Here is a 14,965-nt window from a genome sequence, read left to right on the forward strand (position 1 = left end):
CCGATATGGCTACCACTTCGCTTGACCTTGCCAAGGTGCGCAACATCGGCATCATGGCGCACATCGACGCGGGCAAGACGACCACCACCGAGCGGATCCTGTTCTACACCGGTGTCTCTTACAAGATCGGTGAAGTCCACGACGGCGCTGCCACGATGGACTGGATGGAGCAGGAGCAGGAGCGCGGCATCACGATCACGTCCGCCGCGACGACCTGCCACTGGCCGCTCGAGAATGTCGATCACACGATCAACATCATCGACACGCCGGGCCACGTCGACTTCACCGTCGAGGTGGAGCGTTCGCTGCGCGTGCTCGACGGTGCTGTCACCGTGTTCGACGGTGTGGCCGGCGTTGAGCCCCAGTCCGAGACTGTTTGGCGTCAGGCGGACCGCTACGGCGTTCCGCGTATCTGCTTCGTCAACAAGCTCGACCGCACCGGCGCCGACTTCCTGCGCTGCGTCGACATGATCGTGAACCGCCTCGGCGCGGTTCCGATCGTCATGCAGCTGCCCATCGGCGCCGAGATGGACTTCCAGGGTGTTGTGGACCTCGTCCGCATGAAGGCCCTGGTCTGGTCCGCGGAAGCCTCCAAGGGCGAGATGTACGACATCGTCGACATCCCGGCCGACCTCGTCGAGCTGGCGGACGAGTACCGCGCCAAGCTCGTCGAGTCCGTCTCCGAGAACGACGAGGAGCTCATGGAGCTCTTCCTCGAGGGCGTCGAGCCCACCGAGGAGCAGCTCTACGCTGCCGTCCGTCGCATCACCATTGCCTCCGGCAAGGGTGGCGGCGAGAAGACGGTCACCCCCGTCTTCTGCGGCACCGCGTTCAAGAACAAGGGCGTCCAGCCCCTGCTCGACGCGGTCGTGCGCTACCTCCCCTCCCCCCTGGACGTCGAGGCCATCGAGGGCCACGACGTCAAGGACGCGGAGCTGGTCGTCAAGCGCAAGCCGTCCGACGAGGAGCCCCTGTCGGCCCTCGCGTTCAAGATCGCGAGCGACCCGCACCTCGGCAAGCTCACCTTCGTCCGGATCTACTCCGGTCGCCTGGAGGCCGGCACCGCGGTGCTGAACTCCGTCAAGGGCAAGAAGGAGCGCATCGGCAAGATCTACCGCATGCACGCGAACAAGCGTGAGGAGATCGACTCGGTGGGCGCCGGCGACATCGTCGCCGTCATGGGCCTGAAGCAGACCACCACCGGTGAGACGCTGTGCGACGAGAAGAACCCGGTCATCCTGGAGTCCATGGACTTCCCGGCGCCGGTCATTCAGGTCGCGATCGAGCCCAAGTCCAAGGGTGACCAGGAGAAGCTGGGTGTTGCCATCCAGCGTCTCGCGGAGGAGGACCCCTCCTTCCAGGTGCACTCGGACGAGGAGACCGGCCAGACCATCATCGGTGGCATGGGCGAGCTCCACCTCGACATCCTCGTCGACCGTATGCGTCGCGAGTTCAAGGTCGAGGCGAACGTCGGCAAGCCGCAGGTCGCGTACCGCGAGACGATCCGTAAGGCCGTCGAGCGTCTTGACTACACCCACAAGAAGCAGACCGGTGGTACCGGTCAGTTCGCCAAGGTGCAGATCGCGATCGAGCCGATCGAGGGCGGCGACGCCTCGTACGAGTTCGTGAACAAGGTCACCGGTGGCCGCATCCCGAAGGAGTACATCCCTTCGGTCGACGCGGGTGCGCAGGAGGCCATGCAGTTCGGCATCCTGGCCGGCTACGAGATGACTGGCGTCCGCGTCATCCTTCTCGACGGTGGCTACCACGAGGTCGACTCCTCCGAGCTCGCGTTCAAGATCGCCGGTTCGCAGGCCTTCAAGGAGGCCGCGCGGAAGGCTTCGCCGGTCATCCTCGAGCCCATGATGTCCGTCGAGGTCACCACGCCCGAGGACTACATGGGTGAGGTCATCGGCGACATCAACTCCCGCCGTGGTCAGATTCAGGCCATGGAGGAGCGCAGCGGCGCTCGCGTCGTGAAGGGCCTCGTGCCCCTCTCGGAGATGTTCGGCTACGTCGGAGACCTCCGCAGCAAGACCTCGGGTCGCGCAAGCTACTCGATGCAGTTCGACTCCTACGCCGAGGTTCCGCGGAACGTCGCCGAGGAGATCATCGCGAAGGCCAAGGGCGAGTAACTCTTCCGAGTTCACGCTTTAGGCTTGACACCAGTCGCCGGGGCTCGACCCCCGAAACCCGAGGAATCGGGCCCCGGTGGATGGCATCCCAGCAAAGATCACCTGGCGCCGATGAAGCAAGGCGTACAGAACCACTCCGCAGGAGGATTCAGTGGCGAAGGCAAAGTTCGAGCGGACTAAGCCGCACGTCAACATCGGTACCATCGGTCACATTGACCACGGTAAGACGACCCTCACGGCCGCCATTACCAAGGTGCTGCACGACGCGTACCCGGACCTGAACGAGGCCTCGGCCTTCGACCAGATCGACAAGGCTCCCGAGGAGCGCCAGCGCGGTATCACGATCTCGATCGCGCACGTCGAGTACCAGACCGAGTCGCGTCACTACGCCCACGTCGACTGCCCCGGTCACGCGGACTACATCAAGAACATGATCACGGGTGCCGCGCAGATGGACGGCGCGATCCTCGTGGTTGCCGCCACCGACGGCCCGATGCCGCAGACCAAGGAGCACGTGCTCCTGGCCCGCCAGGTCGGCGTTCCGTACATCGTCGTCGCCCTGAACAAGGCCGACATGGTGGACGACGAGGAGATCCTGGAGCTCGTCGAGCTCGAGGTCCGTGAGCTCCTCTCCGAGTACGACTTCCCGGGCGACGACCTTCCGGTCGTCCGCGTCTCGGCGCTCAAGGCGCTCGAGGGCGACAAGGAGTGGGGCGAGAAGCTCCTCGGCCTCATGCACGCCGTGGACGAGTCGATCCCGCAGCCCGAGCGTGAGGTCGACAAGCCGTTCCTCATGCCGATCGAGGACGTCTTCACGATCACCGGTCGTGGCACCGTCGTCACCGGTCGTATCGAGCGTGGTGTCCTCAAGGTCAACGAGACCGTCGACATCATCGGCATCAAGACCGAGAAGACCACCACCACGGTCACCGGTATCGAGATGTTCCGCAAGCTGCTCGACGAGGGCCAGGCCGGTGAGAACGTCGGTCTGCTCCTCCGTGGCATCAAGCGTGAGGACGTCGAGCGCGGCCAGGTCATCATCAAGCCGGGCTCGGTCACGCCGCACACCAACTTCGAGGCCCAGGCCTACATCCTGTCGAAGGACGAGGGTGGCCGTCACACCCCGTTCTTCAACAACTACCGCCCGCAGTTCTACTTCCGTACCACGGACGTGACCGGCGTCGTGACCCTCCCCGAGGGCACCGAGATGGTCATGCCGGGCGACAACACCGCCATGAGCGTTGAGCTGATCCAGCCCATCGCCATGGAGGAGGGCCTCAAGTTCGCCATCCGTGAGGGTGGCCGGACCGTCGGCGCCGGCCAGGTCGTCAAGATCACTGCCTGATCTTGATCTGATCTGCCAGCTCCACGAGCTGCAAGAGGGCCCCGCACCGAAAGGTGCGGGGCCCTCTCGCGTTTCCCGGCCTCCTCGTGCTCCCGCCGAGGGATCTTCGAGATGTTCCGGGAATTACTGTCGTCCGATGTCGAGGCCGCGCCGGCGGCTCCGACTCAAGGGTGACGGCACGCCACAGGGGCGCGCAGGACGGGGAGGACACCCACATGAAGTACGTCGCGATGATCTACGGCAACCAGGCGAAGTGGGACTCCTTCCCGGCGGAGGCCTGGCCCGAGGCGATCGCCAAGCAGGAGGCCTTCAACCGGAAGTACCGCGAGAGCGGCGAGCTGATCGGCGCGTACGGACTCGCCGACGCGGCCGCCGCCCAGCTCGTCCGCCGCGAGGCCGGCGTCCCCGCGGTCACCGACGGGCCGTACCTGGAGACCAAGGAGTACGTGGCCAGCTTCTACCTGCTCGACTGCGACAGCCTGGAGCGCGCCCAGCAGATCGCCGCGGACATGCCCTTCGCGGACGTCGACCCCGTCGAGCTCTGGCCGGTCCTGCACGAGTCCGCGGCGGACGTGTGACCCGGCCCCACGACCCGAGGGCGGTCGAGGACCTGCTGCGCGCATGCGCGCCGCAGGTCCTCGCCCGGCTCGTCCGGCGCCACGGCAACTTCGACGCCTGCGAGGACGCCCTCCAGGAGGCGATGATCGTCGCCGCACGCCAGTGGACGGAGGACGGGATCCCCGACCACGAGCGGAGCTGGCTGCTCACCGTCGCGACCCGGAAGTACATCGACCAGCTGCGCAGCGACGTCGCGCGCCGGCGCCGCGAGGACGCCCTCGCGTTCGCCACCCCGGACTCCGAACTCGTGGCCCGGGCCGCGGACGCCCCCGACTCCGGCTGGGACGACTCCCTGGCCCTGCTCTTCCTCTGCTGCCACCCGGCCCTGAGCCCCGCCAGCCGGATCGCGCTGACCCTGCGGGCCGTCGGCGGCCTCACCACCGCGCAGATCGCCGCCGCCTTCCTCGTACCCGAGTCGACGATGGCGCAGCGGATCAGCCGGGCCAAGCAGACCATCAAGGCGACGGGCGGCTCGCTCGCCGTGCCCGAGGGGGAGGACCGGGCGGCCCGCCTCGCCGAGGTGCGGCACGTGCTCTACCTCGTCTTCAACGAGGGCTACACGGCCAGCGGCGGCGACGACCTCACCGTGCCCGAGCTCGCCACGGAGGCGATCCGGCTCACCCGGCTCCTGCACCGGCTGGTCCCGGAGGACACCGAGACGGCCGGCCTGCTCGCCCTGATGCTGCTGACCGACGCCCGCCGCCCTGCCCGTACGGGCCCGCACGGCGAGCTGGTGCCGCTCGCGGAGCAGGACAGGAGGCGGTGGGACGGCCGGCTGATCGCGGAGGGAGTCGAGCTGATCAGCCGCACGCTGCCGAAGGGGCAGGTGGGCCCGTACCAGCTCCAGGCGGCCATCACGGCCGTGCACGACGAGGCCGAGTCCGCGGAGGCCACGGACTGGCCGCAGATCCTCACGCTGTACGAGCTCCTGGAGCGGACCGGGCCGAACCCGATGATCACGCTGAACCGCGCGGTCGCGGTCGCGATGGTGCACGGCCCCGAGGCCGGCCTCGAACTGCTCACCGGTCTCGCGGAGGACAGGCGACTCGCCCACCACCACCGGCTCCTCGCCACGCGAGCCCACCTCCTCGAACTCCTCGGCGACAAGGAGAACGCGGCCGCCGCCTACCGCGAGGCGGCCCGCCACACGACGAGCGTCCCCGAACGGCGCCATCTGACGGAGCGGGCCCGGCGGTTGGGGTGAGCGGCTTCGGGGGTGCCACGGGCGCCCTGAGGCTTGCCCGTACGTGACGTGGGGTACAGTCTTCGCTCCCGATTGGCGGCCGGAAGGTCCCGTATGGCAGACTGTCGGGGTTGCTCGGTTGAGTGCCGATGCTGCGCGCCTCCCGTCGGGAGGACCGGAAGCGAGTCCCACAGTACTCGTCGCTCCTTTTCAGGAGCGGACGTACGGGAATCTTCCGGGAAGCGCCAGCGGGGTGCAGACCAGGCGCTCGGTGGGTGTTTTGCCCCCGACTCGCGGTTCTAGGGACCGCGCCCCCTTGGTTGGGAAATCCTTCGGGATTTCTGCGTAGAGGGAGCGCGACACGCCCGACCGCGTGGGTCGGAGGTGAAGGCCAGGAGAACCCCCGAGTCCAGAGCGTTACGAGAGACAGGACTACTAGTAGCCATGGCGGGACAGAAGATCCGCATCCGGCTCAAGGCCTACGACCACGAGGTCATCGATTCCTCGGCGAAGAAGATCGTCGAGACGGTGACGCGCACTGGTGCGTCGGTCGCGGGCCCGGTGCCGCTGCCCACTGAGAAGAACGTGTACTGCGTCATCAAGTCGCCGCACAAGTACAAGGACTCGCGCGAGCACTTCGAGATGCGCACGCACAAGCGCCTCATCGACATCCTCGACCCCACGCCGAAGACGGTTGACTCGCTTATGCGTCTCGACCTGCCGGCGGGCGTCGACATCGAGATCAAGCTCTGAGGGCGCGCGAGATGGCCAAGAACATCAAGGGCATCCTGGGTGAGAAGCTCGGCATGACGCAGGTCTGGGACGAGAACAACCGGGTCGTCCCGGTGACCGTCGTCAAGGCCGGCCCGAATGTCGTGACCCAGGTCCGTACGAACGACAGCGACGGCTACGAGTCGGTCCAGATCGCCTTCGGCGAGATTGACCCGCGCAAGGTGAACAAGCCCCTCAAGGGTCACTTCGCCAAGGCCGACGTCACCCCGCGCCGCCACCTGGTGGAGCTCCGCACCGCTGACGCCTCCGAGTACACGCTCGGCCAGGAGATCACCGCCGAGCTCTTCGAGGCCGGCGTGAAGGTCGACGTCACCGCGAAGAGCAAGGGCAAGGGCTTCGCCGGCGTCATGAAGCGCCACAACTTCCGTGGTGGCAAGGCGTCGCACGGTGCCCACCGCGTGCACCGTAAGCCCGGTTCCATCGGTGGCTGCGCCACCCCGGGCCGTGTCTTCAAGGGCATGAAGATGGCTGGTCGCATGGGCAACGAGCGTGTGACCACCCAGAACCTGACCGTCCACGCCGTTGACGCCGAGAAGGGTCTGCTGCTCATCAAGGGCGCCGTCCCCGGCCCTAACGGTGGCCTCGTCCTGGTCCGCACCGCGGCCAAGGGGGTTTGAGGAACCGATGAGCACCATTGACATCCTTTCGCCGGCAGGCGACAAGACCGGGACCGTCGAGCTCCCCGAGGAGATCTTCGGCGCCAAGGTCAGCGTTCCGCTGATCCACCAGGTCGTCGTCGCGCAGCTGGCTGCGGCCCGTCAGGGCACGCACAAGACCAAGCGTCGTGGCGAAGTCCGTGGTGGTGGCAAGAAGCCTTACCGCCAGAAGGGCACCGGCCGCGCCCGTCAGGGCTCGACCCGCGCCCCGCAGTTCGTCGGCGGTGGCGTCGTCCACGGCCCGCAGCCGCGTGACTACTCCCAGCGGACCCCGAAGAAGATGAAGGCCGCCGCCCTCCGCGGTGCCCTCTCGGACCGGGCCACCCACTCCCGTATCCACGTCGTCACCGGCGTGGTCGAGGGTGGCGTCTCCACCAAGGCCGCGAAGACGCTGTTCGGCAAGATCTCGGAGCGCAAGAACCTGCTCCTGGTCGTCGAGCGCTCCGACGAGGCCGCGTGGCTGTCCGCTCGTAACCTGCCCCAGGTGCACATCCTGGAGCCGGGCCAGCTCAACACGTACGACGTGATCGTCTCCGACGACGTGGTCTTCACCCAGGCCGCCCTCGAGTCCTTCGTGTCTGGCCCCCAGACCGCTGAGACCGAAGGGAGCGACGCCTGATGACTGAGGCCGTCGTCACCAGCAAGACCTTCTCGGACCCGCGTGACATCCTCGTCAAGCCGGTTGTCTCGGAGAAGAGCTACGCCCTGCTGGACGAGAACAAGTACACGTTCATCGTCGCGCCTGGCTCCAACAAGACCCAGATCAAGCAGGCCGTCGAGGCGGTCTTCTCGGTCAAGGTCACCGGGGTCAACACGATCAACCGCCAGGGCAAGCGCAAGCGCACCAAGGCCGGTTTCGGTAAGCGCAAGGACACCAAGCGCGCCATCGTGACCCTTGCTGAGGGCAACCGTATCGACATCTTCGGCGGTCCGACCGCCTAAGGGCGGTCTGGATCGTCCGGAATCGGACGAGGACTGAGAAATGGGAATCCGCAAGTACAAGCCGACTACGCCGGGCCGTCGTGGCTCTTCCGTAGCCGACTTCGTCGAGATCACGCGGTCCACGCCGGAGAAGTCGCTGGTCCGCCCCCTGCACAGCAAGGGCGGCCGTAACAACACCGGTCGGATCACGGTTCGACACCAGGGTGGCGGCCACAAGCGCGCCTACCGGGTGATCGACTTCCGTCGTCACGACAAGGACGGCGTGCCGGCGAAGGTCGCGCACATCGAGTACGACCCGAACCGCACGGCGCGCATCGCGCTGCTCCACTACGTGGACGGCGAGAAGCGCTACATCATCGCCCCCAAGGGTCTGACGCAGGGTGACCGCGTCGAGAACGGCCCCGGCGCTGACATCAAGCCCGGCAACAACCTGGCTCTCCGCAACATCCCGGTCGGTACCACGATCCACGCGATCGAGCTCCGTCCCGGTGGCGGCGCCAAGTTCGCGCGCTCCGCTGGTGCCTCCGTGCAGCTGCTGGCGAAGGAGGGCACGATGGCCCACCTTCGTATGCCGTCCGGTGAGATCCGTCTCGTCGACGCCCGCTGCCGCGCCACCATCGGCGAGGTCGGCAACGCCGAGCAGTCGAACATCAACTGGGGCAAGGCCGGCCGTAAGCGCTGGCTGGGCGTTCGCCCGACCGTTCGCGGTGTGGCGATGAACCCGGTGGACCACCCGCACGGTGGTGGTGAGGGTAAGACCTCCGGTGGTCGCCACCCGGTCTCCCCGTGGGGTCAGAAGGAGGGTCGTACTCGCTCGCCGAAGAAGGCTTCGAGCAAGTACATCGTCCGCCGCCGCAAGACGAACAAGAAGCGCTAGGAGCGGGTTTAGATGCCGCGCAGTCTCAAGAAGGGACCCTTCGTCGACGGACACCTCGTAAAGAAGGTGGACGTACAGAACGAAGCCGGTACCAAGAACGTCATCAAGACCTGGTCCCGTCGCTCGATGATCATCCCGGCCATGCTCGGCCACACGATCGCGGTGCACAACGGCAAGACCCACATTCCGGTGTTTGTCACCGAGTCGATGGTCGGCCACAAGCTCGGCGAGTTCTCGCCGACGCGCACCTTCCGGGGTCACGTGAAGGACGACCGGAAGTCGAAGCGCCGCTAGTAGCGGGGTGGAATGACCATGACAGACACTGGAAGGACAACCATGGAAGCCAGGGCCCAGGCGCGGTACATCCGCGTCACGCCCATGAAGGCCCGCCGCGTGGTGGACCTTATCCGTGGCATGGACGCCACGGAGGCTCAGGCGGTCCTGCGTTTCGCCCCGCAGGCCGCGAGCGTGCCGGTTGGCAAGGTGCTTGACAGCGCCATTGCCAACGCTGCACACAACTACGACCACACGGACGCCTCTTCGCTGGTCATCAGCGAGGCGTTTGTGGATGAGGGCCCGACCCTGAAGCGGTTCCGTCCGCGTGCTCAGGGCCGTGCCTACCGGATCCGTAAGCGGACCAGCCACATCACCGTGGTCGTCAGCAGCAAGGAAGGAACCCGGTAATGGGCCAGAAGGTTAACCCGCATGGGTTCCGGCTCGGCATTACCACGGACTTCAAGTCCCGTTGGTACGCCGACAAGCTGTACAAGGACTACGTCAAGGAAGACGTCGCCATCCGTCGGATGATGACGTCCGGCATGGAGCGCGCCGGCATCTCGAAGGTTGAGATCGAGCGCACCCGTGACCGCGTGCGGGTGGACATCCACACCGCGCGTCCCGGCATCGTCATCGGCCGCCGTGGCGCCGAGGCCGACCGCATCCGCGGTGACCTCGAGAAGCTCACGGGCAAGCAGGTCCAGCTGAACATCCTCGAGGTCAAGAACCCCGAGATGGACGCTCAGCTGGTTGCTCAGGCCGTTGCCGAGCAGCTCTCCTCCCGCGTCTCCTTCCGTCGCGCCATGCGTAAGAGCATGCAGGGCACGATGAAGGCCGGCGCCAAGGGCATCAAGATCCAGTGCGGCGGTCGCCTCGGCGGCGCCGAGATGTCCCGCTCGGAGTTCTACCGCGAGGGCCGTGTGCCCCTGCACACGCTCCGCGCGAACGTCGACTACGGCTTCTTCGAGGCCAAGACGACCTTCGGTCGCATCGGCGTGAAGGTCTGGATCTACAAGGGCGACGTCAAGAACATCGCCGAGGTCCGCGCCGAGAACGCTGCGGCCCGTGCGGGTAACCGCCCGGCCCGTGGTGCCGGCGCTGGCGACCGTCCCGCCGGCCGTGGTGGCCGCGGTGGCGAGCGTGGCGGCCGCGGCCGCAAGCCGCAGCAGCAGTCCGCGCCGGCTGCCGAGGCCCCCAAGGCCGACGCTCCCGCCGCCGCTGCCGCTCCGGCTGAGAGCACCGGAACGGAGGCCTGACCGAAATGCTGATCCCCCGTAGGGTCAAGCACCGCAAGCAGCACCACCCCAAGCGCTCGGGTATGAGCAAGGGTGGTACGCAGGTTGCGTTCGGCGAGTACGGCATCCAGGCCCTCACGCCGGCGTACGTGACCAACCGCCAGATCGAGGCGGCTCGTATCGCGATGACCCGCCACATCAAGCGTGGCGGCAAGGTCTGGATCAACATCTACCCGGACCGCCCCCTCACGAAGAAGCCTGCCGAGACCCGCATGGGTTCCGGTAAGGGTTCGCCGGAGTGGTGGATCGCGAACGTCAAGCCGGGTCGGGTGATGTTCGAACTGTCCTACCCGAACGAGAAGATCGCGCGCGAGGCCCTGACCCGTGCGGCTCACAAGCTGCCGATGAAGTGCAAGATCGTCAAGCGCGAGGCAGGTGAGCTGTGATGTCGGCCGGTACCAAGGCGTCCGAGCTGCGCGAGCTGGGCAACGAGGAGCTTCTCAACAAGCTCCGCGAGGCCAAGGAAGAGCTGTTCAACCTCCGCTTCCAGGCGGCGACGGGCCAGCTCGAGAACCACGGTCGGCTCAAGTCCGTCCGTAAGGACATCGCCCGGATCTACACCCTGATGCGTGAGCGCGAGCTGGGCATCGAGACGGTGGAGAACGCCTGATGAGCGAGAGCAACGTGACTGAGAAGACCGAGCGCAACGCTCGCAAGGTCCGCGAGGGCCTGGTCGTCAGCGACAAGATGGACAAGACCGTCGTCGTCGCTGTCGAGGACCGCGTCAAGCACGCGCTGTACGGCAAGGTCATCCGCCGTACGAACAAGCTCAAGGCTCACGACGAGCAGAACGCTGCCGGCATCGGTGACCGCGTCCTCCTGATGGAGACCCGGAAGCTGTCGTCGACGAAGCACTGGCGCGTCATCGAGATCCTCGAGAAGGCCAAGTAGGCATTTCGCGCAAGCGAAATCCAGTAACCGCAGCTTGAAGGGGTAACCCTTCGAGTTCGTTCCGCCAGGCTCGGCAGGGGCACTTCGGTGCCCCTGCCGGGAACCGGCAGACAATCAGGAGATAGACGTGATCCAGCAGGAGTCGCGACTGCGTGTCGCCGACAACACTGGTGCCAAGGAGATCCTTTGCATCCGTGTTCTCGGTGGCTCGGGTCGCCGCTACGCGGGCATCGGTGACGTCATCGTCGCCACCGTCAAGGACGCGATCCCCGGTGGCAACGTGAAGAAGGGTGACGTCGTCAAGGCGGTCATCGTTCGCACCGTCAAGGAGCGCCGCCGCCAGGACGGCTCGTACATCCGCTTCGACGAGAACGCCGCTGTCATTCTCAAGAACGACGGCGACCCTCGTGGCACCCGTATCTTCGGCCCGGTCGGCCGTGAGCTGCGCGAGAAGAAGTTCATGAAGATCATCTCGCTCGCGCCGGAGGTGCTGTAAGCATGAAGATCAAGAAGGGCGACCTGGTCCAGGTCATCACCGGTAAGGACAAGGGCAAGCAGGGCAAGGTCATCACGGCCTTCCCGCGCGAGAACCGTGTCCTCGTCGAGGGTGTCAACCGGGTCAAGAAGCACACCAAGGCCGGCCCGTCGCAGGCCGGTGGCATCGTCACGACCGAGGCTCCGGTCCACGTCTCCAACGTCCAGCTGGTCGTGGAGAAGGACGGCCAGAAGGTCGTCACGCGTGTCGGTTTCCGCTTCGACGACGAGGGCAACAAGATCCGCGTTGCCAAGCGGACGGGTGAGGACATCTGATGGCTACCACCACTCCGCGTCTCAAGACGAAGTACCGCGAGGAGATCGCGGGCAAGCTGCGTGAGGAGTTCTCCTACGAGAACGTCATGCAGGTTCCCGGCCTCGTGAAGATCGTGGTCAACATGGGTGTCGGCGACGCCGCCCGTGACTCGAAGCTCATGGACGGTGCCGTCCGTGACCTGACCACGATCACCGGCCAGAAGCCGGCCGTCACCAAGGCCCGTAAGTCCATCGCGCAGTTCAAGCTGCGTGAGGGCCAGCCGATCGGTGCGCACGTCACCCTCCGTGGCGACCGCATGTGGGAGTTCCTGGACCGCACCCTGTCGCTCGCGCTTCCGCGCATCCGCGACTTCCGTGGTCTGTCCCCCAAGCAGTTCGACGGGCGTGGCAACTACACCTTCGGTCTCACGGAGCAGGTCATGTTCCACGAGATCGACCAGGACAAGATCGACCGTGTCCGGGGTATGGACATCACCGTGGTGACCACGGCGACCAACGACGCTGAGGGCCGCGCCCTTCTCCGTCACCTCGGCTTCCCCTTCAAGGAGGCGTAAGCGAGATGGCGAAGAAGGCTCTCATCGCGAAGGCTGCCCGCAAGCCTAAGTTCGGCGTGCGTGGCTACACGCGCTGCCAGCGCTGTGGTCGTCCCCACTCCGTGTACCGCAAGTTCGGCCTGTGCCGCGTGTGCCTCCGTGAGATGGCTCACCGTGGCGAGCTGCCGGGCGTGACCAAGAGCTCCTGGTAATTCCCCACTGCCCTTTGGGCGTTGGGAATGACCAGAGACTCTCGGTAAGCACTGGGTTGGCGGCCGCCCATCTCTCCATGGCTTAGGCTAGGAGGGTTGGGCGTCCGCCGCCCGTACGACTTACTACGCCGTAGGTCCCCGCGCCGCACCCGTCCCGCCCCTGTGTGGGGAGAGGGATGGCGCATACAGGAAACCCCGGCGAGAGAGGCCGAAGGCCAATTCATGACCATGACTGATCCGATCGCGGACATGCTGACTCGTCTGCGTAACGCGAACTCGGCATACCACGACTCCGTGACGATGCCGCACAGCAAGATCAAGTCTCACATCGCGGAAATCCTCCAGCAGGAGGGCTTCATCACGGGCTGGAAGGTCGAGGACGCCGAGGTCGGCAAGAACCTCGTCCTCGAGCTCAAGTTCGGTCCGAACCGTGAGCGCTCCATTGCGGGCATCAAGCGGATCTCGAAGCCCGGTCTCCGGGTTTACGCGAAGTCCACCAACCTGCCGAAGGTTCTCGGCGGCCTGGGCGTGGCGATCATCTCCACGTCCCACGGCCTCCTGACCGGCCAGCAGGCAGGCAAGAAGGGCGTAGGTGGGGAAGTCCTCGCCTACGTCTGGTAGTCGGGAAAGGAAGGAAAGCTCATGTCGCGTATTGGCAAGCTGCCTATCCCGGTTCCCGCCGGCGTGGACGTCACCATCGATGGCCGCACGGTCACGGTGAAGGGTTCCAAGGGCACCCTGAGCCACACCGTCGCCGCTCCGATCGAGATCGTTAAGGGCGAGGATGGCGTGCTCAACGTCAACCGCCCGAACGACGAGCGTCAGAACAAGGCCCTCCACGGCCTGTCCCGCACGCTGGTGGCCAACATGATCACCGGTGTGACCCAGGGTTACGTGAAGGCGCTCGAGATCAGCGGTGTCGGTTACCGCGTTGCCGCGAAGGGCTCCAACCTGGAGTTCCAGCTCGGCTACAGCCACCCGATCCTGATCGAGGCGCCCGAGGGCATCTCGTTCAAGGTCGAGTCGCCGACCAAGTTCTCGGTCGAGGGCATCGACAAGCAGAAGGTCGGCGAGGTCGCCGCCAACATTCGCAAGCTTCGCAAGCCTGACCCTTACAAGGCCAAGGGCGTGAAGTATGCGGGTGAGGTCATCCGCCGCAAGGTCGGAAAGGCTGGTAAGTAAGCCATGGCATACGGTGTGAAGATCGCCAAGGGCGACGCCTACAAGGGCGCCGCCAAGAAGCGCCGCCACATCCGCATCCGCAAGAACGTGTCGGGTACGGCGGAGCGTCCGCGCCTCGTCGTGACGCGTTCCAACCGCGGTATCACCGCTCAGGTCATCGACGACCTCAAGGGTCACACCCTTGCGTCTGCGTCGACCCTGGACGCGTCGATCCGTGGCGGCGAGGGTGACAAGTCCGCGCAGGCCAAGCAGGTCGGTTCCCTGGTCGCCGAGCGCGCCAAGGCCGCCGGTGTCGAGGCTGTCGTGTTCGACCGTGGTGGCAACAGGTACGCCGGGCGCATTGCCGCTCTGGCTGACGCCGCCCGCGAAGCCGGGCTGAAGTTCTAAGCCCCGGTTCCGGGACTAACGGACGTAACAGAGAGAGGTAATCCAATGGCTGGACCCCAGCGCCGCGGTAGCGGTGCCGGTGGCGGCGAGCGGCGGGACCGGAAGGGCCGCGACGGTGGCCCTGCCGCCGAGAAGACCGCGTACGTTGAGCGCGTTGTCGCGATCAACCGCGTCGCCAAGGTTGTCAAGGGTGGTCGCCGCTTCAGCTTCACCGCGCTGGTCGTGGTGGGCGACGGTGACGGCACCGTAGGTGTCGGTTACGGCAAGGCCAAGGAAGTTCCCGCGGCCATCGCCAAGGGTGTCGAGGAAGCCAAGAAGAACTTCTTCAAGGTTCCGCGCATCCAGGGCACCATCCCTCACCCGATCCAGGGCGAGAAGGCCGCGGGCGTCGTCCTGCTCAAGCCGGCTTCCCCCGGTACCGGTGTTATCGCCGGTGGCCCGGTGCGCGCCGTGCTCGAGTGCGCCGGCGTTCACGACATCCTGTCGAAGTCGCTCGGCTCCGACAACGCGATCAACATCGTGCACGCGACCGTGGCGGCCCTCAAGGGCCTGCAGCGTCCCGAGGAGATCGCGGCTCGCCGTGGTCTGCCCCTCGAGGACGTCGCTCCCGCGGCTCTGCTCCGTGCGCGTGCTGGGGCGGGTGCCTAATGGCTCGCCTCAAGGTCACGCAGACGAAGTCGTACATCGGCAGCAAGCAGAACCACCGCGACACCCTGCGCTCGCTTGGCCTCAAGAAGGTCAACGACGTGGTTGTCAAGGAGGATCGTCCCGAGTTCCGCGGCATGGTGCACACCGTCCGCCACCTCGTGACGGTCGAGGAGGTTGACTGAC

Annotated in this window: 24 protein-coding genes; all 24 read left to right on the plus strand. The window is 66.1% G+C overall.

The genetic code is table 11. The annotated features are described in order from the left end of the window. The first annotated feature begins 5 nt into the window (after window positions 1-5). Window positions 6-2,135, plus strand: a complete 2,130-nt coding sequence (gene fusA / locus OG580_RS21505) for an elongation factor G (RefSeq protein ID WP_267045307.1) — start codon at window positions 6-8, stop codon at window positions 2,133-2,135. A 151-nt stretch (window positions 2,136-2,286) separates the two neighbouring features. Continuing rightward, window positions 2,287-3,480: an elongation factor Tu gene (gene tuf / locus OG580_RS21510; RefSeq protein WP_266895417.1), complete on the plus strand. Its 1,194-nt coding sequence runs from the start codon at window positions 2,287-2,289 to the stop codon at window positions 3,478-3,480. A gap of 215 nt (window positions 3,481-3,695) precedes the next feature. Then, window positions 3,696-4,058 (plus strand): YciI family protein, encoded by a 363-nt coding sequence (locus OG580_RS21515; RefSeq protein ID WP_267045308.1) that lies wholly within the window; start codon window positions 3,696-3,698, stop codon window positions 4,056-4,058. Then, a complete protein-coding gene (locus OG580_RS21520; protein WP_267045309.1) occupies window positions 4,055-5,302 on the plus strand; it encodes an RNA polymerase sigma factor in 1,248 nt (415 codons plus the stop codon). Before OG580_RS21515 ends, OG580_RS21520 begins: the two co-directional genes overlap by 4 nt. 423 nt (window positions 5,303-5,725) lie before the next feature. Next, window positions 5,726-6,034 carry a 30S ribosomal protein S10 gene (gene rpsJ, locus OG580_RS21525; protein WP_003948644.1) on the plus strand — a complete coding sequence of 103 codons (309 nt, stop codon included), beginning with the start codon at window positions 5,726-5,728 and terminating at the stop codon, window positions 6,032-6,034. 11 nt (window positions 6,035-6,045) lie between these two features. Continuing rightward, window positions 6,046-6,690 (plus strand): 50S ribosomal protein L3, encoded by a 645-nt coding sequence (rplC, locus tag OG580_RS21530; RefSeq protein WP_267045310.1) that lies wholly within the window; start codon window positions 6,046-6,048, stop codon window positions 6,688-6,690. A gap of 7 nt (window positions 6,691-6,697) precedes the next feature. Continuing rightward, on the plus strand, window positions 6,698-7,348 hold the full coding sequence (gene rplD, locus OG580_RS21535) for a 50S ribosomal protein L4 (RefSeq protein WP_267045311.1): 651 nt from the start codon (window positions 6,698-6,700) through the stop codon (window positions 7,346-7,348). After that, window positions 7,348-7,671 carry a 50S ribosomal protein L23 gene (gene rplW / locus OG580_RS21540; protein ID WP_024755407.1) on the plus strand — a complete coding sequence of 108 codons (324 nt, stop codon included), beginning with the start codon at window positions 7,348-7,350 and terminating at the stop codon, window positions 7,669-7,671. Before rplD ends, rplW begins: the two co-directional genes overlap by 1 nt. 40 nt (window positions 7,672-7,711) lie before the next feature. After that, window positions 7,712-8,548 carry a 50S ribosomal protein L2 gene (gene rplB, locus OG580_RS21545; RefSeq protein WP_030318653.1) on the plus strand — a complete coding sequence of 279 codons (837 nt, stop codon included), beginning with the start codon at window positions 7,712-7,714 and terminating at the stop codon, window positions 8,546-8,548. 12 nt (window positions 8,549-8,560) lie between these two features. Then, on the plus strand, window positions 8,561-8,842 hold the full coding sequence (gene rpsS / locus OG580_RS21550) for a 30S ribosomal protein S19 (protein ID WP_024755409.1): 282 nt from the start codon (window positions 8,561-8,563) through the stop codon (window positions 8,840-8,842). Window positions 8,843-8,884: 42 nt separating this feature from the next. Further along, window positions 8,885-9,232, plus strand: coding sequence for a 50S ribosomal protein L22 (gene rplV / locus OG580_RS21555; protein ID WP_056552397.1), 348 nt, complete (start codon window positions 8,885-8,887; stop codon window positions 9,230-9,232). Beyond that, on the plus strand, window positions 9,232-10,080 hold the full coding sequence (gene rpsC / locus OG580_RS21560) for a 30S ribosomal protein S3 (protein WP_017239578.1): 849 nt from the start codon (window positions 9,232-9,234) through the stop codon (window positions 10,078-10,080). The genes rplV and rpsC overlap by 1 nt, the downstream gene beginning before the upstream one ends. Window positions 10,081-10,085: 5 nt before the next feature. After that, window positions 10,086-10,505 carry a 50S ribosomal protein L16 gene (rplP, locus tag OG580_RS21565; RefSeq protein WP_015035580.1) on the plus strand — a complete coding sequence of 140 codons (420 nt, stop codon included), beginning with the start codon at window positions 10,086-10,088 and terminating at the stop codon, window positions 10,503-10,505. Continuing rightward, a complete protein-coding gene (gene rpmC, locus OG580_RS21570; RefSeq protein WP_017239580.1) occupies window positions 10,505-10,729 on the plus strand; it encodes a 50S ribosomal protein L29 in 225 nt (74 codons plus the stop codon). Before rplP ends, rpmC begins: the two co-directional genes overlap by 1 nt. Continuing rightward, the gene (gene rpsQ, locus OG580_RS21575; RefSeq protein WP_030318650.1) at window positions 10,729-11,010 is read left to right on the plus strand and encodes a 30S ribosomal protein S17; all 282 of its coding nucleotides are present in this window, start codon (window positions 10,729-10,731) and stop codon (window positions 11,008-11,010) included. The genes rpmC and rpsQ overlap by 1 nt, the downstream gene beginning before the upstream one ends. 127 nt (window positions 11,011-11,137) lie before the next feature. Beyond that, window positions 11,138-11,506 carry a 50S ribosomal protein L14 gene (gene rplN, locus OG580_RS21580; protein ID WP_003956455.1) on the plus strand — a complete coding sequence of 123 codons (369 nt, stop codon included), beginning with the start codon at window positions 11,138-11,140 and terminating at the stop codon, window positions 11,504-11,506. Window positions 11,507-11,508: 2 nt separating this feature from the next. Then, window positions 11,509-11,820 carry a 50S ribosomal protein L24 gene (rplX, locus tag OG580_RS21585; protein ID WP_267045312.1) on the plus strand — a complete coding sequence of 104 codons (312 nt, stop codon included), beginning with the start codon at window positions 11,509-11,511 and terminating at the stop codon, window positions 11,818-11,820. Further along, entirely contained in the window at window positions 11,817-12,374 is a 558-nt protein-coding gene (rplE, locus tag OG580_RS21590) for a 50S ribosomal protein L5 (protein ID WP_267048073.1), read from the plus strand. The genes rplX and rplE overlap by 4 nt, the downstream gene beginning before the upstream one ends. A gap of 5 nt (window positions 12,375-12,379) precedes the next feature. Continuing rightward, a complete protein-coding gene (locus OG580_RS21595) occupies window positions 12,380-12,565 on the plus strand; it encodes a type Z 30S ribosomal protein S14 (RefSeq protein WP_003948630.1) in 186 nt (61 codons plus the stop codon). A gap of 222 nt (window positions 12,566-12,787) precedes the next feature. Beyond that, on the plus strand, window positions 12,788-13,186 hold the full coding sequence (gene rpsH / locus OG580_RS21600) for a 30S ribosomal protein S8 (protein WP_015035585.1): 399 nt from the start codon (window positions 12,788-12,790) through the stop codon (window positions 13,184-13,186). Window positions 13,187-13,207: 21 nt separating this feature from the next. After that, window positions 13,208-13,747, plus strand: a complete 540-nt coding sequence (rplF, locus tag OG580_RS21605; protein WP_267045313.1) for a 50S ribosomal protein L6 — start codon at window positions 13,208-13,210, stop codon at window positions 13,745-13,747. Between the two features lie 3 nt (window positions 13,748-13,750). Beyond that, window positions 13,751-14,134 carry a 50S ribosomal protein L18 gene (gene rplR, locus OG580_RS21610; RefSeq protein ID WP_056651228.1) on the plus strand — a complete coding sequence of 128 codons (384 nt, stop codon included), beginning with the start codon at window positions 13,751-13,753 and terminating at the stop codon, window positions 14,132-14,134. 45 nt (window positions 14,135-14,179) lie between these two features. After that, the gene (gene rpsE / locus OG580_RS21615) at window positions 14,180-14,782 is read left to right on the plus strand and encodes a 30S ribosomal protein S5 (RefSeq protein WP_254372698.1); all 603 of its coding nucleotides are present in this window, start codon (window positions 14,180-14,182) and stop codon (window positions 14,780-14,782) included. Next, window positions 14,782-14,964, plus strand: a complete 183-nt coding sequence (gene rpmD / locus OG580_RS21620; protein WP_015035589.1) for a 50S ribosomal protein L30 — start codon at window positions 14,782-14,784, stop codon at window positions 14,962-14,964. The genes rpsE and rpmD overlap by 1 nt, the downstream gene beginning before the upstream one ends. The last annotated feature ends 1 nt before the right edge of the window (window position 14,965 follow it).

The sequence above is a fragment of the Streptomyces sp. NBC_00094 genome, from assembly GCF_026343125.1.
GTDB lineage: Bacteria > Actinomycetota > Actinomycetes > Streptomycetales > Streptomycetaceae > Streptomyces.